At 68.3% G+C, this 20,152-nt stretch carries 16 protein-coding genes; 6 read left to right on the plus strand and 10 right to left on the minus strand.

Going from position 1 to position 20,152, the window contains the following annotated elements; genetic code table 11:
- Positions 1 to 15: 15 nt before the first annotated feature.
- From EV657_RS15665 to EV657_RS15680, 4 genes are read right to left on the minus strand one after another with little or no spacing between them, the layout of a single operon-like run.
- Complete coding sequence (locus tag EV657_RS15665; RefSeq protein ID WP_134078778.1) at positions 16 to 273, minus strand: PepSY domain-containing protein; 258 nt, start codon at positions 271 to 273, stop codon at positions 16 to 18.
- 16 nt (positions 274 to 289) lie between these two features.
- Positions 290 to 736, minus strand: a complete 447-nt coding sequence (locus EV657_RS15670) for a cupredoxin domain-containing protein (protein WP_113670804.1) — start codon at positions 734 to 736, stop codon at positions 290 to 292.
- A 42-nt stretch (positions 737 to 778) separates the two neighbouring features.
- Complete coding sequence (locus EV657_RS15675) at positions 779 to 1,753, minus strand: YVTN family beta-propeller repeat protein (RefSeq protein ID WP_134078780.1); 975 nt, start codon at positions 1,751 to 1,753, stop codon at positions 779 to 781.
- Between the two features lie 8 nt (positions 1,754 to 1,761).
- Positions 1,762 to 2,874: an ABC transporter substrate-binding protein gene (locus EV657_RS15680; protein WP_243628114.1), complete on the minus strand. Its 1,113-nt coding sequence runs from the start codon at positions 2,872 to 2,874 to the stop codon at positions 1,762 to 1,764.
- Positions 2,875 to 3,177: 303 nt separating this feature from the next.
- On the opposite strand from EV657_RS15680, the gene EV657_RS22555 reads away from it, so the two are divergent.
- The 5 genes from EV657_RS22555 (at position 3,178) to EV657_RS22560 (ending at position 9,198) form a co-directional block, all read left to right on the plus strand.
- Positions 3,178 to 4,584 carry an ATP-binding protein gene (locus tag EV657_RS22555; RefSeq protein ID WP_134078781.1) on the plus strand — a complete coding sequence of 469 codons (1,407 nt, stop codon included), beginning with the start codon at positions 3,178 to 3,180 and terminating at the stop codon, positions 4,582 to 4,584.
- Positions 4,581 to 5,207 (plus strand): response regulator, encoded by a 627-nt coding sequence (locus tag EV657_RS15690; protein WP_075786712.1) that lies wholly within the window; start codon positions 4,581 to 4,583, stop codon positions 5,205 to 5,207. The genes EV657_RS22555 and EV657_RS15690 overlap by 4 nt, the downstream gene beginning before the upstream one ends.
- A gap of 73 nt (positions 5,208 to 5,280) precedes the next feature.
- The gene (gene chrA / locus EV657_RS15695) at positions 5,281 to 6,480 is read left to right on the plus strand and encodes a chromate efflux transporter (protein ID WP_134078783.1); all 1,200 of its coding nucleotides are present in this window, start codon (positions 5,281 to 5,283) and stop codon (positions 6,478 to 6,480) included.
- Positions 6,481 to 6,559: 79 nt separating this feature from the next.
- Entirely contained in the window at positions 6,560 to 7,702 is a 1,143-nt protein-coding gene (locus EV657_RS15700) for an aminotransferase class V-fold PLP-dependent enzyme (RefSeq protein WP_113670712.1), read from the plus strand.
- Between the two features lie 266 nt (positions 7,703 to 7,968).
- Complete coding sequence (locus EV657_RS22560) at positions 7,969 to 9,198, plus strand: PAS domain-containing protein (RefSeq protein ID WP_075786715.1); 1,230 nt, start codon at positions 7,969 to 7,971, stop codon at positions 9,196 to 9,198.
- A gap of 9 nt (positions 9,199 to 9,207) precedes the next feature.
- On the opposite strand, the gene EV657_RS15710 is transcribed toward EV657_RS22560, so the two are convergent.
- On the minus strand, positions 9,208 to 11,382 hold the full coding sequence (locus EV657_RS15710) for a malate synthase G (RefSeq protein WP_134078785.1): 2,175 nt from the start codon (positions 11,380 to 11,382) through the stop codon (positions 9,208 to 9,210).
- Between the two features lie 305 nt (positions 11,383 to 11,687).
- Here EV657_RS15710 and EV657_RS15715 point away from each other — a divergent pair, with 305 nt between their 5' ends.
- Positions 11,688 to 12,899: a CaiB/BaiF CoA transferase family protein gene (locus EV657_RS15715; RefSeq protein WP_134078786.1), complete on the plus strand. Its 1,212-nt coding sequence runs from the start codon at positions 11,688 to 11,690 to the stop codon at positions 12,897 to 12,899.
- Between the two features lie 14 nt (positions 12,900 to 12,913).
- Here the strand turns inward: EV657_RS15715 and EV657_RS15720 are convergent, their stop codons facing one another.
- From EV657_RS15720 to EV657_RS15740, 5 genes are all read right to left on the minus strand, one after another.
- On the minus strand, positions 12,914 to 15,319 hold the full coding sequence (locus tag EV657_RS15720) for a plasma-membrane proton-efflux P-type ATPase (RefSeq protein ID WP_134078788.1): 2,406 nt from the start codon (positions 15,317 to 15,319) through the stop codon (positions 12,914 to 12,916).
- On the minus strand, positions 15,319 to 16,431 hold the full coding sequence (locus tag EV657_RS15725; RefSeq protein WP_134078789.1) for an alpha/beta fold hydrolase: 1,113 nt from the start codon (positions 16,429 to 16,431) through the stop codon (positions 15,319 to 15,321). Before EV657_RS15725 ends, EV657_RS15720 begins: the two co-directional genes overlap by 1 nt.
- A 252-nt stretch (positions 16,432 to 16,683) precedes the next feature.
- A complete protein-coding gene (gene hemP / locus EV657_RS15730; RefSeq protein ID WP_075786720.1) occupies positions 16,684 to 16,842 on the minus strand; it encodes a hemin uptake protein HemP in 159 nt (52 codons plus the stop codon).
- A 522-nt stretch (positions 16,843 to 17,364) separates the two neighbouring features.
- On the minus strand, positions 17,365 to 18,117 hold the full coding sequence (pssA, locus tag EV657_RS15735) for a CDP-diacylglycerol--serine O-phosphatidyltransferase (protein ID WP_075786721.1): 753 nt from the start codon (positions 18,115 to 18,117) through the stop codon (positions 17,365 to 17,367).
- 18 nt (positions 18,118 to 18,135) lie between these two features.
- A complete protein-coding gene (locus EV657_RS15740; protein ID WP_134078791.1) occupies positions 18,136 to 18,804 on the minus strand; it encodes a phosphatidylserine decarboxylase in 669 nt (222 codons plus the stop codon).
- Positions 18,805 to 20,152: the final 1,348 nt, after the last annotated feature.

Raw genomic sequence — 20,152 nt, forward strand, 5'->3', positions numbered from 1 at the left:
CGGGCACTCGTCACGTCACTCCTTGCGGCGCTCGGTGATCTCGAGATCGGCGTTCAGGTCGATGTCGTACTGCCCATCCGCGCAGAACACATCGTCAAGCTCGAAGCCGCCGTTGTCCTCGGCCTCGATATCGGCGGGGTCCATCTCGCATTGCATGTCGGTCAGCATTGCCATGATCCGCTCGGCGGTCTCGGCCGGGACGGCCTCGTCGGCGAGCGCCGGGGTCAGCGCGGCGGGGACCAGCAGGGCGGCAAGAACAAGCGGTCTGATCATCGGGGTCTCCTCAGTGTCAACGGATGGCAAGGACGACGCGCTGGCTGTCGCCGCTGCTGCCGGGGATCTTCAGCTCGTAGCTGCCCGGCTTGATCGCGACGAAGGACAGCCGGACGGTTCCGGCGGCGTCGAATTCAAGGCTGTCGATGGCCATCGGCCGCACCTCGATATCCGCGATGACGATCTCGTTCATCCAGATCGCGCGAAAGAAATCGGGCCCCTGCAAGGCCAGTTCGGCCGAGCCGTCGGCGGTCACGTGCAATTCGTAATAGGCGCCCGACTGCAGCTCGACCGGGCCGTCGCCCGCATACAGCGGCTGGCCCGAGGCCAGCGTCAGCTCGATCGGCGCGCCGCGGTTGCATTTGGCAAGAAGCCCGGCAAAGCCGAACTGGTCGCAAAGCGGCGCGGCGAAGCCGGGGGCCGCGACCGGCGTCGCGGCCAGCACGGCCAGCGCGAAGGCGATGGGTCTCAAGTCTGTTCCTCCCTGTCCTGATCTTCTTCCCTGTCAGTCCGGTGCGACCGCCACCCCCCAGGGCTGCTGGCCGACCTGCACCGACCGGATCACGTCCAATGCGGCCACGTCAATGATCGAGACGTCGTTGGAATTGCCGTTGGTGGTGATCAGATGGCTCTGGTCGGGGGTGAAGGCCATCTGCCAGACGCGCTGGCCCACCAGAAGATAGTCCACCACCTCGTCGGTCGCCCCGTCGATCACCGCGACCCGGTTGGCAGGCCCCAGCGCCACGAAGACCCGCGCGGCGTCCGAGGTGATGGCGATGCCCACCGGCTGCAACCATTCGGGCAGCACGCCCGGCACCTCGAAGCCGATCTTGCGGACGATGGCGGGCGGCTCGGCGGTCATGTCGATCACGCTGACCGTGCCGCCGATCTCGGCGCTGACGTAAAGCTTGGTGCCGTCCTCGGTGAAGGCGGCAAAGCGCGGGCGCTGGTCGACCAGCACGTTATGGACGATCTCGTAGGTTTCGGCGTCGATGAAATGCGCCATGTTGGTGGTTTCCGAGGTGTTGATCACCACGCGGGCGTCGGGGCTGATCGCCATCCCCTCGGGCTCGACCCCCACGGGCACCTCGGCCAGCACGGCATGGGTTTCGGTATCGACCACGGTCACCAGGTTGTCGTCCTCGTTGGCGATGTAAAGCGGGTTGCCCGAGGGGTGCAGCACGAACAGTTCGGGGTCGGGGCCCGATGGCAGTGTGTGCATCTCCTCGAAGGTCCGGGGATCGAAGACCCGCACCAGATCGTCATCCGAGGCACAGACGTAAAGTTCGCTGCCATCGGGGGCGATGGTGATGCCGCGCGGCCGGTTGCCCGCGGGAAACTCGGCGATCACCTTCCAGGTCGCGCTGTCGAAAACGCTGACGGTGTTGCCCTTCTCGTTGGTCACGAAGACATTGCCCGCGGCGGCAGGCAGGGCGGTGGCCGCAACCGGCGCGGCAGCCAGAAGAGCGGCGCGAAACATCGGCATCCTCATTGATCGAAGGCGGTGCAGGCGGATTCGGGCCGGTCGAGCCCCAGCGTGTCGAGCGACGTCACCTGATGCAGGAAGCCTTCCTGCGGCGAGACGCTGACCGTCATCCGCCCCGTCGCCAGCAGGATCGGCTGGCGCAGCTGGCCGTTCCAGGGGCGGAAGCTCACCGGCTGGCCCTTGAAGGCCGCCAGCGCGAAATCGTCGCCCAGCGCATAGGCGCGGATCTTGCCCGGATCGGCCGAGCCGGTGCGGGTCACGGCCTCGCCGATCACCCGAAGCGCCAGCCAGGTCTGGTAGTCTTCCTCGCGCATCGGTCGGCCCGCGAGCTTTTCGAACCGGCTCTGCATCTGGGTCGCGCCCCAGGACTCATGCGTCGGCGCCCAGGTCAGGGGGCGCAGCCCCGCCGATCCCGCGACCGGCGCGGGCGACCACAGGTTATAAGGCAGGTAGCCCGCGAAGTAATCGGTCGCGTCGGCGGCCAGCACGACGTCATGGGCAGGCAGGTCCTGGGTAAAGACCGGCAATTGCCGCTGCACCAGCACATGGCCCGAATCCGACACCCGCGAGCCGCCGGTATCCTCGAAGACCCTTTCCGCGACGATTTCGGCCCCGAACTTGGCGGCAGAGGCGCGATAGGCCTCGGCCAGCGCCCGGTCGGCCGGGTTCGAGCCCTCGATCAGCGCCCAGTCGGTCCACTTCTTCCAGACCAGGAACTGGGTCAGCGCATCGGCCCGCATCGCGTCGCTGGGGGCCACATGCAAGAGGTTGGCCCGGCACTCCTCGCTGCGAAGCGCCCGGTCGCCGTCCGTCGCGTTGAAAAGCAGCGCATCAGGCGGCGCCGCATCGGCCAGCGCCAGCAGTTCGGGCGTGCGTGCCATCACCACGAAAAGCCGGATGCCGCGATCGAGCCCCCCGCGAAACGCCTCCTGGGCGTCCTCGGGCGGCACACTCAGTGCCACCGTGTCGTAGCTTTGCCCCAGAAATCCGCCGGTCGTGGTGTTGTCCTGGGTCGCCAGCTGCGCGCCCGCGAGCCCCAGATCGGGCACCGGCAGGTCGATGCGGGACAGCGGGAGGAGAGAGGGGTACTCGATCCTCAGAACGGCGGTGCGCACCTCCTGAGCGGCGGCAGGGAGTGTCGCCGCTGCGGTCAGCAGGGCGCAAAGGACGCCCCGCCACCGCAGGCACAGGTCAAAGAGGCAAGACCAACCTCCTGGTGCAACCGCCATCCGTTCCCCCCTCATCTCCTCCTCCGTCTGGCTAGCATGGCCGGACGCCGCCGTTCCTCCCCTTTCTGGCCGGGAAGATTCGGCAATGCCGCCACCGGTCGTTCCCGCCCCGGCCGTCCCGTTCGACCTTTGGGCAATCGACCGATGCGAATCGACCGGTTATTCTGGGGCGAACGGAGAGGTATGCGGATGGTGGATCGGCTGCACCTGCGCTGGCAGGTCGTGCTCTGTGTGGGTCTGATGCAGCTGGCAGCGCTTGGGCTGGCGGCAACCGTTCTGCTTCACAACGCGCGCCGGTCGGTCGATCTGGAAATGTCGGCCGCGGAATCCGGGGCGCGGGCGCAGGTGATCGCGGCCGTGGGGGCGGCCCTGCGCAGCCTGCCGCCGGATCAGGTTCTGGCCGGACTGTCCGAGACGCTGGTCGAGCCACGCCATGTGCGGATAGCCATCTTTGACGCCCGGACCGGCGCGCTTCCGGTCACCCGGGCCGGGGTCCGCGACCGGCGCGGCGCCGACCCTGCCGCGCGCGCGGCCCCCCGCTGGTTCAGCAATCTGGTGACACCGGCGGGGCGCGAGACCCGGCTGCCAGTTCTGGCCGACGGAGCCGATTACGGCTTCGTCTCGATCACCACCGCGCCGAAGGACGAAATCGACGAGGTCTGGGAAGACGCCGCCGCACTGCTCTGGGCGCTGGGGATCGGCTTCGGGGTGACGGTCGTCGCGCTGGTGGTGCTGATCCGCCGGGCGCTCGGCCCCCTCGACACGCTGAACCGGGGCCTTGGCGCGCTGAGGGGTGGCGCGCTGACGACCCGGATCTCGGGGGTGCCCGGTCCCGATTTCCAGCCGCTGGTGGGCGGCTTCAACGCCCTGGCCTGCAGCCTCGAGACCAGCGAGGCCGACCGCGCCGCGCTGGCCCGCAAGATCGTCGCGCTGAGCGACGCCGAGCGCCGCGCCATCGCGATGGAACTGCATGACGAATTCGGTCCCTGCCTTTTCGGTCTCAAGGTCAAGGCGGGCGCCATCGCCCGCGCAGCCCTGAAAAGCGGCGACGACACGCTGCTGCGCGACGCCCGGACCGTGACGGCCATCGTCGACCAGATCCAGACCGCGAATACCCGGCTGCTGACCACGCTCCGGCCGATGACGGTGGGCCAGTTGCCGCTGGTCGAGGCGCTGGGCGACATGATCGACGGGTTCCAGAGCACCCATACCGGGATCAAATGGGACATCGCCCTGCCCGACCGCCTGCCCGAGACCGAGGAAATCGTCGACCTGACCGCCTATCGCTTCGTGCAGGAGGGCGTGACCAACGCGCTGCGCCATGGCCGCCCGCGCCGGGTCCGGGTCGAGCTGCAACCGCACGAATTGCCCGGCCGGATCGAGGTGCTGTACCTGACCGTCGAGGACGACGGCATCGGCCTGCCCGAGCGCGCGGCCGAGGGCCGTGGCCTGACCGCGATGCGCGACCGGGTGCGGGCGCTGGGCGGAACGCTGGACCTGGGGCGCCGCCAGGCCGGGGGGACCCGGCTTTCGGCGATCCTGCCGCTGACAACCCGACGCTCGGCCGCGCGCGTCGAACCCGAGCCTGCCCGATGACGCGATCCGCGCTGATCGTCGACGATCACCCCGTGACCCATATCGGCTGCGGCCAGTTGTTGCGCGATCTGGGCTATGACGAGATCCTCGAGGCGCTGAACGACCGCATCGCCTGCCGGCTGGCCGAAACCTGTCGGCCCGGTCTGATCGTGCTTGACCTCGGCATGCCCGGCCCCGGCGGGCTGAACATGATCGGGCCGCTGCTGTCCCGCGCGCCGGGCGCCAGCATTCTGGTTTTCACGATGAACGAACAGGCGGTCTTCGCGGTCAAGGCGCTGGAGGCCGGGGCGCGCGGCTATCTGTCGAAGAACTCGGCACCCGAGGATTTCCTCGAGGCGGTGCGCACGCTTGAACGGGGCGAGATCTTCCTGCCGCACAGGCTGGCTGTCTCGGTCGCCTCGATGAAGATCGGCGGCAAGTCCGATCCGCTGAGCGCGCTGACCGAACGCGAGCATCAGGTGCTGCGGCTGCTCGGCCGGGGCGAGGATCTGCAGTCGATCGCCGATGCGCTCTGCATCAGCTACAAGACCGCGGCGAACACCAGCTCGCAGCTCAAGCGCAAGCTCGGCCTGCGCAACACCACCGAACTGATCCGGCTGGCCATCGAAACGGGGCTGAGCTGACCCCCGCCGTCACGCCAGCGTCACAGTCCGGCGTCAGGACGGCCGCATCGCAAGGTGCGGAGGACCGGTGGCCATGACCAAGACGACACCACCGGGCCGGGGCAGCGCCGCCGAGGTCTTCGCGGTCTTCCTGCGGCTGGGGCTGACCTCTTTCGGCGGCCCCATCGCGCATCTGGGTTATTTCCGCGAGGAATTCGTGGCGCGGCGCGGCTGGCTGGGCGATGCGGCCTATGCCGATCTGGTGGCGCTGTGCCAGTTCCTGCCCGGCCCCGCCTCAAGCCAGGTCGGCTTCGCGCTCGGCCTGAGGCGCGCGGGCTGGGCCGGGGCGCTGGCGGCCTTCGCGGGGTTCACCCTGCCCTCGGCGCTGATCCTCTTCGGCTTCGCGATGACCGCGGCGCATGTCAGCGGCCCGCTTGGTCAGGGCGCGCTTGACGGACTGAAGACGGTGGCGGTCGCCATCGTCGCGCAGGCGGTCTGGGGCATGAGCCGCACCCTGTGCCCCGACCGGTCCCGCGCGGCCATCGCACTGGGGGCGGTCGCGGTTCTGGCGGCCCTGCCCGGCGCGGGCGGCATGGTCGCGGCTATCGCCCTTGGCGCGCTGGCGGGGCTTGGACTTGGCCGGGGCGCCCCCGGCACGGGCATCCCGGTTTCCGGCCGGGTCACCCCACGCCAGGGGGCGACAGCTCTTGCGCTTTTTGCCGGTCTTCTTTGCGGCTTGCCGCTGCTGGCGGGCCTCGCCCAGCCTCTGGCGGTCGCCGACAGCTTCTACCGGGCCGGGGCGCTGGTGTTCGGCGGCGGCCATGTGGTCCTGCCGCTGCTGGAGGCCGGCACCGTCGCCCCGGGCTGGGTCGGCCATGACGCCTTTCTGGCGGGTTATGGCGCGGCACAGGCGGTGCCGGGGCCGCTTTTCACCTTCGCGGCCTATCTCGGCGCGGTCCTCGGTCCCGCCCCGAACGGTCTTGTCGGCGCAACGCTGGCACTTGCCGCGCTGTTCCTGCCGGGCTTCCTGATCCTGATCGGCGTCCTGCCCTTCTGGGACGCCCTCCGCCGCCGGACCCGGGCGCAATCGGCCATGCAGGGGGCGAACGCGGCCGTCGTCGGTGTGCTGGGCGCGGCCCTTTACGATCCGCTTTTCACCGGCGGGATCACCGATCTGCGCCATTTCGCGCTCGGGCTGGCAGGCTTTCTGGCCCTGACGCTCTGGCGCGCGCCATCCTGGGCGGTCGTCCTGCTGGGGGCGGCAGGCGGGGCCGCGCTGGCGCTGGCGGGCTGAGCCGAGGCCCCGGTTTTCGCTGGCATCCCGTCGCCCAACAGCCTAGTGCTGTGGCAAAATTGCATAGGAGTCCTGCCCGATGCCCGGCTTGCGTCCCGATGTCGATCCCGACGGCCTGAGCGAGTTTTCCGTCGTTTTCACCGACCGCTCGCTGAACCACATGTCAGCCAGGTTCCAGACCGCCATGCGCGACATCTCGGAGATGCTGCGCGAGGTCTATGGCGCGGCCGAGGTGGCGCTGGTGCCCGGCGGCGGCACCTTCGCGATGGAGGCCGTCGCCCGCCAGTTCGCCACCGGACGCCGCGCTCTGATCGTCCGGAACGGCTGGTTCTCCTACCGCTGGACCCAGATCTTCGAGGCGGGCGGCTTTGCCGGGGAAACCGCGGTGCTGATGGCCCGCCCCGCGGGCAATGCCCCGAAGGCCCCCTTCGCGCCCGCGCCCATCGAGGACGTGACCGCGAAGATCCGCGAGACCCGCCCCGATGTGGTCTTCGCCCCCCATGTCGAGACCTCGGCCGGGATCATCCTGCCCGACGACTACATCGCCGCCATGGCCGCGGCCGCCCATGAGGTCGGCGCGTTGATGGTTCTGGACTGCATCGCCTCGGGCTGCATCTGGGTCGACATGCAGGCAACCGGCGTCGACGTGCTGATCTCGGCCCCGCAGAAGGGCTGGTCGGCCTCGCCCTCGGCCGGGATGGTCATGCTGTCGGCCCGCGCCGCCGACCGGCTGGCCGACACGGCGTCCAACTCCTTCGCCATGGACCTGAAGAAATGGCGGGCGATCATGAAGGCCTATGAAGACGGCGGGCATGCCTATCACACCACCATGCCGACGGACGCGCTGCTGGGGCTGCGCGACGCCATGGCCGAGACCCGCGAGATGGGCTTTGCGGCCGCCAAGGCGGCGCAGGCCGAGCTGGGCCGCAAGGTCCGCGAGATGCTGGCCGCGCGCGGCTTCGCCTCGGTCGCGGCGCCGGGCTTTGCCGCGCCGGGCGTCGTGGTCTGCTATACCGACGATCCCGAAATTCAGTCGGGTGCACGGTTCCGCGCCGAGGGCATGCAGATCGCCTCGGGCACGCCGCTGCAGGTCGGCGAGGGGTCCGACTTCCGCACCTTCCGGATCGGGCTCTTCGGGCTCGACAAGCTCGCCGATACCGATGTCACGCTCGCCCGGCTGCAAGCGGTCGTCGACCGCGTGACCGCTCAGGGCGCGGCGTAACAGCCCCTCTGCTGCCAATAGGTCCGCCCGGCGACGCCGCGTTCGCCGGGCCAGCGCGGCCTGCCGAGTCGCGCGCGTGCAGGCGGCATTGGTCCGCCCGGACGGGTCGGAACGCGATGTTCCCGCTTCGTCCCGTGGCACGCCCCCCTGCCCCCTCAAGTGACCCTACGTCACGAAAAGCCCGGAAAGTTTTCATTAAGATTCGACTGATAGCCCTGAGCTCACGACAAGAAAGTCCCGTGTTTGTATGAGTTTACGGAGGCGTCATGGCGCATCCCGGCGTCGGTCAGGGCGACCAGCCCGAGACGGGCGAAGTGCCGTTCGCACTACAGGAGATCTTCTACTCCCGCACGGATTCGCGGGGGGTCATTCGCGCAGGTAACGCGGTGTTCAAGAGGATCTCCGGCCATGACTGGCCGGGACTGATCGGCGCACCGCATCGCATCATCCGCCACCCGGACATGCCGCGCGCGGTCTTCTGGCTCTTGTGGCAGACGATCCAGTCGGGGCGGCCGATCGGCGCCTATGTCAAGAACCTGGCGAAGGACGGACGCTATTACTGGGTCTTCGCCGTGGTCATGCCGATGGACGACGGGTATCTTTCCGTTCGGATCAAGCCGTCAGGGCCGCTGTTCCCGGCCGTCCAGGCCGAGTACCGCGCGCTGCGCGCCCGCGAACTGGCCGACAAGCTCAGCCCCGAAGACAGCGCCGCGCTGCTGCTCGAGCGGCTGAATGCGCTGGGTTTCCCGAGCTACGAGGAATTCATGGCCCAGGCGCTGGGGCAGGAGCTTGCCCAGCGCGCCTCTGTCGGCAGCGATGGCGGCACCCGCCTGGCGGCGCTCGACAAGGTGATTGCCAGCCTGACCGCCGCGACCCGGGAACAGGGCGCGCTGATCCAGACCTTCGAGGCGCTGCAATCCATCCCCACCAACATGCGGATCTTCGCCGCCCGGCTGGAACCGGTCGGGGGACCGATCACCGCGATTTCAGACAATTACAAGGTCGCGTCGGCCGAGATCATCGAACAGCTTCGCAGCTTTGCCGGTCAGGACGGCAATCTTTGCGACCGCCTGGCCCGGGTCGTGGGCGATGCCGTCTTCATGCTGGCCGCGGCCGAGGTCCAAAGCGACCTGCTGCGCCAGTTCCGCGGCGAGCAGGAGCCGCTCGGCCCGGCCGACCGGGACGAGGAACTGGCACTGCTGGGCGCGATTCAGGCGCGCTGCACCGCCAAGGCGCGGGCCGATCTGCACGAGGCGCTGGCCGCCGCGGCGACCATGTCCCAGACCAGCCGCGACCTGCGCCGCGTGGTGCTTGGGCTCGACTCGATCCGGGTCATGGGGCGGGTCGAATGCGGGCGCCTCGCGGCTGGCGGCGAGGGTCTTGCCGCCACCATCGACCAGCTCGAGACCTTCCATGCCGACATCCGCGCGCGGCTGGAGGCGCTGATCGAGCTCAGCGAACAGATCCGTGCCGGCGCGACCCGCTACGCCGCCTGAACCCCGGGCCTATGCCCCCGCGATCTCGGCCTTCCGTTCCAGCCGCCGGGCATGCAGCACCGGCTCGGTATAGCCCGAGGGCTGGATGCGGCCCTTGAAGACCAGATCGCAGGCCGCGCGGAAGGCCACGCCGTCGAAATCGGGCGCCATCGGCCGGTAGGCCGGGTCGCCCGCGTTCTGGCGGTCGACCACCTCGGCCATGCGGCGCATCACGTCGGCCACCTCGGCCTCGGTCACGACCCCGTGGTGCAGCCAGTTGGCGATATGCTGGGCCGAAATCCGGCATGTGGCGCGGTCTTCCATCAGGCCGATATCGTTGATGTCGGGCACCTTGGAACAGCCCACGCCCTGGTCGATCCAGCGCACCACATAGCCGAGGATGCCTTGGGCGTTGTTCTCGACCTCGCGGACGATCTGGGGCCGCGGCCATTTGCGGAAGGTGGCCAGCGGAATGTCGAGGATGCCGTCGACATGGGCCCGCCGCCCGCCCGCCTTCAGGCTCGCCTGCACCGCGAAGACATCGACCTGGTGATAATGCAGCGCATGCAGCGTCGCGGCGGTGGGCGACGGCACCCAGGCGCAGGTGGCGCCCGCCTTCGGGTGTTCGATCTTCGTGGACAGCATCGCCGCCATCCGGTCGGGCATCGCCCACATGCCCTTGCCGATCTGGGCCTTGCCCGACAGGCCGCATTCGAGCCCGATATCGACATTGAGGTTCTCATAGGCGGTGATCCAGGACTTGCGCTTGATGAAGTCCTTGCGGCTGAAGGGTCCGGCCTCCATCGAGGTATGGATCTCGTCCCCGGTGCGGTCGAGGAAGCCCGTATTGATGAAGGCCACCCGGTGCTTCGCCGCGCGGATGCACGCCTTGAGATTGACCGAGGTGCGGCGCTCCTCGTCCATGATGCCGAGCTTCACGGTATAGCGCGGCAGGCCCAGCATCTCTTCGACGCGGGTGAAGGTCTCGTCGGCGAAGGCGACCTCGTCGGGGCCGTGCATCTTGGGCTTGACCACGTAGATCGAGCCCGCGACCGAGTTCCGCGCGCCGTCGGTCTTTTTCAGGTCATGCATCGCGATCAGCGTGGTGACGGCCGCGTCCATCAGCCCCTCGAAGATCTCCTGGCCCGCGCCGTCGCGGATCGCGGGATTGGTCATCAGATGGCCGACATTGCGCACCAGCATCAGCGCCCGGCCCTTGACCGCAAGCGGGCTGCCGTCGGGCGCGATGAAATCCAGATCGGGCGACAGCTCCCGGGTCAGCCGCTCGCCGCCCTTGACGAAATCGGTCGACAGATCGCCCCGCATCAGCCCCAGCCAGTTGCGATAGGCGACGGTCTTGTCGGCGGCATCGACGCAGGCGACCGAATCCTCGCAATCCATGATCGCCGAAACGGCACTTTCCAGCCGCATGTCCGCAAGCCCCGCCTGATCGCGGGCACCGACCGGATGGGTGCGGTCGAAGACCAGCTGAACATGCAGGTTGTTGTTCTTCAGCAGAACCGCGTCCGGCGCCCGCGGATGGCCGCGATAGCCCACGAATTTCGACGGATCTTCCAGCGGATGATCGTCGATCAGCAGCGCGCCGCCCTGGACATGATAGCGCCGGGCATCGGCATGGCTGGTGCCCGAGACCGGAAAGGCCTCGTCCAGAAAGACCCGCGCCCGGGCCACGACGCGCGCGCCGCGGCCTCGGTCATAGCCCCCGGCGGGGATCGGACCGCCCATCGCGTCGGTCCCGTAAAGCGCGTCGTAAAGGCTGCCCCAGCGCGCATTGGCCGCGTTCAGCGCATAACGCGCATTGGTGATCGGCACCACCAGCTGCGGCCCCGGCACCGAGGCGATCTCGGGGTCGAGCCCCTCGGTCCCGATCTCGAACTCCGCGCCCTCGGGCAGCAGATAGCCGATCTCTTCCAGAAAGGCCTTGTAGGCCTCGTGATCGTGCGGCGCACCGCGCCGGGCCTGATGCCAGGCGTCGATCTGCACCTGCAACCTGTCGCGCGTCTCCAGCAGCGCCCGGTTTCTGGGCGTCAGGTCATGGACGAGCCCGGCCAGCCCCTCCCAGAACCGGTCGGGCGCGACCCCGGTGCCCGGCAGGGCCGCCTCTTCGATGAAGGCGGCCAGCTCGGCCGCGACCTCAAGCCCGGCCTTCGATACATAGCCCTCGCGCGCGCGTTTCCCGGTCACGGCGGTCTCCTGTCCAGATGGTTCCCCCCCCGTGGTCAGACCAAGTCCGGCGGGCTTTGGCAAGTCCCGATGGACCGTCCCTATCCGGCAGGCCGATTCTGCGGTATGCTGATGCGCAGGGGCCTGCCGCGATCGGTTCCTGTTCAGCTGCCGGGCGTCGTCTCTGCCGGTCGCGGCCTGCCCTGTCGGACCCGGACCGGCCGATCCCTCGGGCCTCGCGCCTGCACGCCCGAACCGCACACCTGTCCCGGGTGGCCGATCTGCGCTAAGCCGATGGGCGACGCCAATCGCCCGGAGACGCCCCGATGCCCTATCGCCCCTGCCCCGAGCCCGCCGCCACGACCGAGCGCGCGGGGCCGCTGACCGGGCTGCGCGTCGTCGAGATGACGGGGCTTGGCCCCGCCCCCTATGCCGCCATGATCCTGGCCGATCTGGGCGCGCAGGTGATCCGCATCGACCGGCCCGGCGGCTATCCCGCGCCCGATCCGGCGCTCGACCCGGCCGCGGCCGGGCGCGCCGCGGTGACCTATCGCTCGCGCCCCCATGTCCGGGTCGATCTCAAGGCCGAGGCCGGGCGGGCGCTGGTGCTGCGCCTGATCGCCGAGGCCGACGCGCTGATCGAGGGCTTCCGGCCCGGCGCGATGGAACGGCTGGGCCTTGGCCCCGAGCCCTGCCTCGCGGCCAATCCTGCGCTCGCCTATGTGCGGATGACCGGCTGGGGGCAGGACGGGCCGATGGCCGGGATGGCCGGACATGACATGAACTTCACCGGGCTTTCGGGCGCGCTGTCACTTTTCGGCCAGGACGGGCGGGTGCCGAAGGGCATGCCGCCCCTGATGGGCGACATGGGCGGCGGCGCGCTTTTTGCCGTGGTGGGCTGTCTGGCGGCCGTGATGAATGGCTGGCGCTGCGGCGAGGGACAGGTGGTCGATGCCAGCATCCTTGACGGGTCGGCCAGCCTTTACGCAATGGTTTCGGGGATGGCCGCGCTTGGCCTGCATGAGGCGCCCCCGGGCGGCAACATGCTGGATGGCGGGCGGCATTGCTATCGGACCTACATCTGCGCCGATGGCAAGGCGGTGGTGGTGGCGGCGATCGAGCCCGCCTTTCGCAAGGTCCTGCTGGACCGGCTGGGGCTGACCGAAGAGCCGCGCTTTCTGTCCGGCCGGGCCGAGGACGAGGCCTATTGCACAGGCAAACTCGAGGCGATCTTCGCCAGCCAGCCGCGCGATCACTGGGCGGCGCTTTTCGACGGCAGCGACGGCTGCGTGACGCCGGTTCTCGACCTTGCCGAGGCGCCGGGATCGGCCCAGGCCCGGGCGCGGGGCCTCTTCGAGACCATCGATGCCGTGGTGCAGCCCGCCCCCGCGCCGCGTTTCGGCCGAACTCCGGGGCGGATCGCGCTCGGCCCCGCAGATGCCAGTCGCCCCAGCCCGGACGCGCTGTGCGACTGGGGCCTGTCGGAGGCCGAGATCGACGGGCTGATCGACTCGGGCATCCTCGCCGACGCAGACTGAGGACGCCCCCTCCGTCAGGCCGCCGCCGCCCGGCGCGCGGCATAGAGCCGCCGCACGGCCATGGCGATGGCGCCCTCGACGGGCAGCCAGGCCAGGCAATAGGCCCAGACCAGAAGCGCCGCGGTCCAGCCGATGGGGGTGACGAGCACGCCATAGACCGCGATCAGCGTGCCGATGACCTGGGTCGCCTCGGTGGTCGCGAAGAGCTTCCAGTCGGGCCAGGGCCGGGTCCAGAACCAGTTCTGGTTGCGGGTGACGTAAAGCGTCATGTGGCCCGAGACGAGAAGCTTCAGGAAGATCAGCGTCTGGATCGTCTCGCGCGGCAGATGCAGCACACTGTCGACATACCAGAACAGCAGGAAGGTCTCGGCCACGCCCATCACACCCAGCGTCGAGGCGATGGTGATGACGCGGCGCATGTCCCAGCGGACGGGTTTGGGCGACACCGCGACATTGTCGAAGGCGATCATCATGATCGGGAAATCGTTCAGCACGGCCAGCAGCACGATCATGATCGCGGTGACCGGATAGACGTCATAGGCCAGGATCGCCAGCGCCATGAACAGCAGCACCCGGATCGTCTCGGCAATGCGGAAGGTGGCGTAGCTGGTCATGCGTTCGAAGATACGGCGGGCCTCGGCGATGGCCTCGGTGATGATCGACAGGCCCGTTCCGGTCAGCACCAGATCGGCCGCGGCGCGCGCGGCATCGGTCGCCCCGCTGACCGCGATCCCGGCATCGGCGCGCTTCAGGGCGGGGGCGTCATTCACCCCGTCGCCGGTCATCGCGACGATGCTGCCGCCCTGCTGCAGCACCTCGACGATGCGGAACTTGTGTTCGGGCAGGACCCGGGCAAAGCCGTCGGCCGTGCGCACCCGCGCCTCGACCTCGGCGGGATCGCCCTCCAGCAACTGGCCCGCCGGGTACATCGCCTGCCCGAGCCCGAGCTGCCCCGCGATCTGGCGGGCGATTGCCTCGTGATCGCCGGTGATCATCTTGACGGTGACGCCCATCTCGCCAGCCTTGGCGATGGTCTCGGCCGCATCGGGCCGGGGCGGATCGAAGATCGGAATCAGCCCGAGAAACTGCCATGCCCCCTCGCCCTCGGCCCGGGCCGCACCGATGGCGCGGAACCCCTGGGCCGCCAGGGCATCGACCTCGGCCTCGAGCGCGGTCCGCGCAGCACCCTCCAGCCCCGCAAGATCGAGGATCACCTGCGGCGCACCCTTGGCAAAGCGCCAGGTCTCGTCGCCGCACCGGGCCTCGGCCAGCGTCCGTTTCGAGACCGGATCGAAGGGCGTGAAGGTCGAAAGCTTGTAGTCGCGCCGCGCCTCGATCCCGTCGGCGGCGGCCAGCACCGCCTGGTCGATGGCGTCGGGCGCATTGGCATTGCAGGCAAGCGCCGCGGCCAGCAGCAGATCGTCGCCGGTCGCGCCCGCCGCCGGGCGCGGGGTTTCGACCGTCAGCTGGTTCAGGGTCAGCGTGCCGGTCTTGTCGGAACACAGCACATCGACGCCCGCCATTTCCTCGATGGAAACCAGCCGCGAGACGATGGCCTTCATCCGCGCCAGCCGCTCGGCGCCCACCGCCATCGTCACCGACAGCACCGTGGGCAAAGCCACCGGAATGGCGGCAACCGTCAGGATCAGCGCGAATTGCACGGTCTGCCACAGCGGATTTTCGCGCCAGATCGAAACGATCAGGATGATCGTGACCAGCACCAGCGCGGCGACGATCAGGAAGTTCCCGATCCGCATCACCGCCTGCTGGAAATGCGAGGGCCGCTCGGGGCCCTGCACCAGCGCCGCGGTGCGGCCGAAATAGGTGCTCATGCCGGTCGCGGTGACCTCGCCCACCATCTCGCCCAGCCGCACGACCGAGCCCGAATAGGCGGTGTCGCCGACCGCCTTGTCGACCGGCAGCGATTCGCCCGTCAGCGCCGCCTCGTCGACGGAAAGATACTGCCCCTCGGTCAGGCGCAGGTCGGCCGGGACGATATTGCCGATCTCGAGCCGCACCAGATCGCCCGGCACCAGGTCCTTCGCGGCGATCTCCTGCCAACGGCCGTCACGCAGCACCCGGGCGGCGGGGGCCAGCTTCTGCTTGAGCAGGGCGATGGCTGAATCGGCCTTGTTCTCCTCGAAGAAGCCGACGCCCGCATTGACCAGCAGCATGGCGAGGATCACGCCGAAATCGGCCCAGTCGGACAGGATCAGCGACAGGATCGCCGCGATCTCGATCAGCCAGGGGATCGGCCCCCAGAAATATCCGAAGATCCGCTTGAACAGGCTCCGGTGTTCCTCGGCCAGCGTGTTCGGGCCGAACCGGCCCAGCCGGGCCGCGGCCTCGGCCGTGCTCAGCCCCTTTTGCGGGTCGGTGGGGGGCAGCGTCTCGCCCGCTGGCTGGTCCTGTGCGTCCATCACTTGCCTCCCTGTTCCCCGATCCACTCCGCGATGCCCGGCCAGACATCCGTCAAGGTGTGCCGCCCCATGAACAGCCCGATATGCCCGCCCTTGGCCAGCAGCTTGCGGATCTGCGCCTTCGGCGTGCCCAGAAGGTCCTCTGCGGCGAAGACCTGCTCGCGGGTGGTGATATCGTCGCTTTCGCCCGCCAGCAGATAGGCCGGGCAGGTCACGTCCTTCAGCGACAACCGCCGCCCGAGGCCCGTGAATTCGCCCCTGGCGAAGAGGTTCTGCTTGAACAGCAGGTCGATGGCCTGAAGGTAATAGCGCCCCGGCAGGTCCAGCGGGTTTTCGTACCAGCGTTCGAAGGTCTCGGTCCGCTCGATATAGTTGCGGTCCTCGATATGGGCGTACAGGTCGAGGAACTTGCCCAGATACTGTTTTTCCGCATGCATGTTCTTCCAGCCGGTCAGCATCAGGCTGCCCGACATCCGGCCGTCATGGGCCGCCACCATCTTCTGATAGGCCGCAAGCGGCGTGTCATGCGCCATCCGGCGGATCGGCCCGTCGCCCGCATCGGTGTCGATGGGCGACCCCGCCAGCACCAGCGCCGCCACCTTCGAGGGAAAGCGGGCGGCGACCATCGCCGACATCCAGCCCCCCTGACACAGCCCGACCAGAATCGCGCGGCCGCCGACCTCGTCGATGGCGACGTTGATCTCGGCCAGATACTTGTCGATGTCGAAGTCGCGCATCTCGGGCGTGGCCGGTTTCCAGTCGGTGACCAATACACGCCCAAGCCCGGAGGCCAGAAGCGTCGCGGCCAGGCTTTGCCCCGGCGCGAAATCGGCGATGGTGGCGGAATGGCCCGCATAGGGCGCGTCAATGATCACCGGAAGCCCGGTGCCACTGCCCCCGAAATCGCGCAGCCGCATGGTGTCGAGATCGAGCAGAACCTCGTTCGGGCTGGCCCAGTCGGGCTCGGGCGGGGCCGAGATCTCGGCGGCTTCCTGCACGAAGCGAAGCCCGTCGGCCATCGCCTGATAACCGGCCTGCTGCCAGCCCAGGACCGCGGCCATCGGCCAGAACAACGGAACGGATTGCTCGATTGCGGGAGGTCTGTCGGCCATGACGCGGCTCCTTCTGCGGACTGGACGGTGCCAGTCCCGCGGCCGCGTCGCCCCTGCCAAGGGGCGGGGCATCGGGGGCTTCGGGACGGCTCCGGAACGGATCTTGTCCCCAAGATAGGGGGCCCGAATGTCCCCAGCGTTATGCCTGGCTTGCAAATATGTAAAGTGACAATGCTGCGATGCAGCGTGTCCCGCCGCGGACGCCGTCCGGGGCAGGTCGGCGGCCGCGCGGGGGCCGCCGCCGCCGACCGCTCACTTGGTCAGGATCAGCTTGCCCGACCGGGTGATCCGCAGCGTGTAGGCCACGCCGTCGAGCACGATCACCGCGGTATTGCCGCCGCCGGTCAGAATCCGCGCATCGTGTTGATTGCTTTCGCCGCTGCTGTGGCGGATCGCCTGGACCAGGGTCATCGCGGCGCCCTCCCCGACGGGCTGACGGTTCCGGTCCCCATGATCGTGCGGGCGTTGGCTCGCTCCATTCTGTCCCTCCATTGCGTTGCGGATTCTGCCGCGCGGCTCCGGCCCTTCTTCCCGTCCCCTGCCCCCGTCTCCGGTCCCGGTCCCGGCTCTGGTCCCGGCCCCGGTGCCAGACAGGCAGAGCGTCGCGCGCCCGGGCTCGGGCGCTGACCGGTCCGGGAAAACCCGGTGTGGATGGGGGAAATCGGCAGGCAGAGTCATCGCGCGTTTCTGTCTTGATCGGGCAGGGGACCGGGCGACGAGCTGGGGCCTGACAAGTGGCGGTTGAGGCGGCGCGCAAGCATGCGTCGCGTACCTGAGCGTTTCTATCAACTTTCGGAACCGAGGAAAAGGGGCCTTTGCACCGCTCGTGCGGTGCGCTGCCGAAAACGCGGCCGCTGTGCAGCGACGGCGTGAAAAAGAAACGGCCGCGGGGCGACCGCGGCCGGGACCGGACCTTGACAGAACCGGAAGGGGTCAGACCGGGCCCTGTCGGCGCGCCTTCAGAGCGCCATGGACCAGCATCGCCAGATAGATCAGGTCGAGCGTGACCAGCAAAAGCCAGATGCGGGTGAACATCAGCCCGACCGCCGCCACCGTCGCGAACATCATCAGCCCGACCAGCGCGCGCGGGATTCGCATCGCCTTGGGCGAGAAGGTCTTGATCCGCGAAATCATCAACAGCCCCACCAGCCCGATCCAGAAAGCCACCAGATGCGGCGTGGCGCGCAGATCGGCGATGCCCGACAGCGCCAGAAACAGCGGCAAAAGACCCAGCATCGCGCCTGCCGGGGCGGGCACCCCGAGGAAGTGATGGCTGGTCTCGGCCTCGTTCTCGTCGCGCATCACGTTGAAGCGGGCCAGCCGCAGACAGCAGGCGGCGGCGAAGACCAGCACGAAGATCCAGCCGAAATTGTTCGAGGGCTCGAGGAAGTAGCGATAGACCAGAAGCCCGGGCGCAACGCCGAAGCAAAGGAAATCCGACAGGGAATCGAGCTCGGCCCCGAAATTCGAGGTGGCGTTCAGGCGCCGCGCCAGAAGCCCGTCGAGCCCGTCCATCAGCGCCGCCAGCAGGATCAGCAGCGCCGCCCCGTCATAGCGCCCGTCCATGGCGAAGCGGATCGAGGTCAGCCCCAGGCACATGCCCGACAGCGTCACCAGATTGGGCAGAAGCTGCAGGAACGGCACCTGGTCGCGGTGCTGCGGGTCGCGGCGGATGAACTTCTTCATCGTCAGCCCTCCGTGCGCTCAGGCGCCAAGATCGGCGATGACGGTCTCGCCCGCCACCATGGTCTGGCCGATGGCGACCAGCGGCTCGACGCCCTGGGGCAGGTAGATATCGAGCCGCGAGCCGAAACGGATCAGGCCGAAACGCTCGCCGGTGGCAAGGCTCTGGCCCTCGGCGGTCCAGCACAGGATGCGCCGCGCCACCAGGCCTGCGATCTGCACGACGCCATAGAGGCGCCCGTCGGGCAGCTCGACCGCCAGCCCGTTGCGCTCGTTATCCTCGGACGCCTTGTCGAGCGAGGCGTTCAGAAACTTGCCGGGCCGGTAGGCGACCTTGGTCACCCGTCCCGCCGCGGGCATGCGGTTCACATGGCAGTTGAAGACCGACATGAAGACCGAAACCCGGGTCATCGGCGCCGCGCCCAGACCCAGCTCGGCGGGCGGCACGGCAGGCTCCAGCAGCGACACGATCCCGTCGGCGGGCGAGACCATCAGCCCCGGCCGCAGGGGCGTCACCCGTTCGGGGTCGCGGAAAAAATAGTAGACCCAGACCGTCAGCCCGAGGCCGATCCAGCCCAGAGGCGCCCAGATCAGGAACAGAAGAACCGTCAGCCCCGCCGCGATGGCGACGAAACGGCGCCCTTCGGGATGCATCGGCTTGACGAAGGTGGACAGCATCGAAACGGACATGGGCCCCGCCGGATTGGTTGGTTCTTCCCGTGAATAATCGTTTGCGCAGAGGATGCAAACCGCAGATCGGCGCGGCGCCTGACGGGCCGCGCCGACATATCCCGAAACGGCCAGGAGGCTCTGCGCCCCGTTCCCGGCACATGTGCCCGAATGCTGCGCAGGCCCAGGCGGCAGTTCGGCCACGTAAAGACCCGCGATCGGGGACCGGTCAAAAAACCGCGCTCAGCTCTTCACGCTGTTCGCGCCTGGCAACCTGTTCCTGGTCCGACGACGGCGGATGCCGTGGGGACGAGTCCGTCCGAATTCTGCAAAACCGCCAACACGGCGGGCCAAGACATCGCGAAAGGGTCCGTGAAAGTCCCGAGCCAAGGTCCCCGCAGCGATCAGACCGCCATCTCGGCGCAGCCGAACCCGTAGATCAGACGCTCCTATGGCATGGACGGTCGAACGTGCGATTTCCCTCAGGAATTATATTCCTGTTTTCTGCAACCAAAAGCAGTAAAGGCATATCCTTGCTGTAAATTCGCGCCATTCACGACATCGAGCGAACGACTGCCGCAACTCATCGCGAAATTCTCTTGCGAGAAGCGACTCAATTCCGGCGCCCGCAGTCGAAGGGTGTCGTCCCGGGGAGCGAGAACCGGCTGCCTTGTCCGAAGCCTCTCGCCTCTCCGGCGCCCGCCAAGAATCAAAATGCAGACCCTGGAAATGTGTCTCCACGTGCATTTATCGATTCTCTCGAATGGCAATATCCGATCAGGAGCGCGACACTTGGGGTCCACCGATGCGCCGGCACGCGCGACCGTCAGGTCACTGTCCGGCGGCGCGCGGCCCGGCCAGAATTTTTCTCGCCCCGACACATTCGCCAGCAGTCCGAAAGAGGGACGGCAAGCCAAGCGCCCCGCCCACAACAAAAGATGCCGGTCCTCAAACGCTGCGGCCCCACGTCTCTCTGCCATGCCGTCCCAGGCTATTCTTCTTCGGGCCTCTCGCAGCATGGCTCCGCTGTCGGCCCGATCGGCGCCCGCCCCTCGCGCAGCGAAGGCCGCCGTCATCGCGATGATCGCGGAACTTGTCGGGGAATTACCCGAAATTCTTCAAAATGCCCTGCCCCCCTTGGCTGAAAATCGTGAAATTCTCGCCGTCCTGTACTTTCTTTCTTTCCCCTGCACTTGTTCCCAAATTTGCCTTCGATCAAACCGAATGTGTTTTATCCGGCCAACATCTCATTGACAGCTGTTTCTCCCGCCCCCTAGGCTCCAGACTCATTGATCGTCAAAGCCAGAAGATGACGGTTGCGGCGAGGGCTATGGCGGAGAGGAAGGTCTTTGCGCATCTGTCATAGCGG

Origin of the sequence: Rhodovulum visakhapatnamense, assembly GCF_004365965.1 — a bacterium.
GTDB classification, from domain to species: domain Bacteria; phylum Pseudomonadota; class Alphaproteobacteria; order Rhodobacterales; family Rhodobacteraceae; genus Rhodovulum; species Rhodovulum visakhapatnamense.

Bases quoted from the DNA above. Each gene is read 5' to 3' on its own strand.
- chrA (WP_134078783.1), top strand. From the start codon at position 5,281: ATGACCAAGACGACACCACCGGGCCGGGGCAGCGCCGCCGAGGTCTTC.
- EV657_RS15725 (WP_134078789.1), bottom strand. From the start codon at position 16,431: ATGGCCGACAGACCTCCCGCAATCGAGCAATCCGTTCCGTTGTTCTGG.
- EV657_RS15665 (WP_134078778.1), bottom strand. From the start codon at position 273: ATGATCAGACCGCTTGTTCTTGCCGCCCTGCTGGTCCCCGCCGCGCTG.
- EV657_RS15700 (WP_113670712.1), top strand. From the start codon at position 6,560: ATGCCCGGCTTGCGTCCCGATGTCGATCCCGACGGCCTGAGCGAGTTT.
- EV657_RS15740 (WP_134078791.1), bottom strand. From the start codon at position 18,804: ATGTCCGTTTCGATGCTGTCCACCTTCGTCAAGCCGATGCATCCCGAA.
- pssA (WP_075786721.1), bottom strand. From the start codon at position 18,117: ATGAAGAAGTTCATCCGCCGCGACCCGCAGCACCGCGACCAGGTGCCG.
- EV657_RS22560 (WP_075786715.1), top strand. From the start codon at position 7,969: ATGGCGCATCCCGGCGTCGGTCAGGGCGACCAGCCCGAGACGGGCGAA.
- EV657_RS22555 (WP_134078781.1), top strand. From the start codon at position 3,178: ATGGTGGATCGGCTGCACCTGCGCTGGCAGGTCGTGCTCTGTGTGGGT.
- hemP (WP_075786720.1), bottom strand. From the start codon at position 16,842: ATGACCCTGGTCCAGGCGATCCGCCACAGCAGCGGCGAAAGCAATCAA.
- EV657_RS15675 (WP_134078780.1), bottom strand. From the start codon at position 1,753: ATGTTTCGCGCCGCTCTTCTGGCTGCCGCGCCGGTTGCGGCCACCGCC.
- EV657_RS15690 (WP_075786712.1), top strand. From the start codon at position 4,581: ATGACGCGATCCGCGCTGATCGTCGACGATCACCCCGTGACCCATATC.
- EV657_RS15720 (WP_134078788.1), bottom strand. From the start codon at position 15,319: ATGGACGCACAGGACCAGCCAGCGGGCGAGACGCTGCCCCCCACCGAC.
- EV657_RS15715 (WP_134078786.1), top strand. From the start codon at position 11,688: ATGCCCTATCGCCCCTGCCCCGAGCCCGCCGCCACGACCGAGCGCGCG.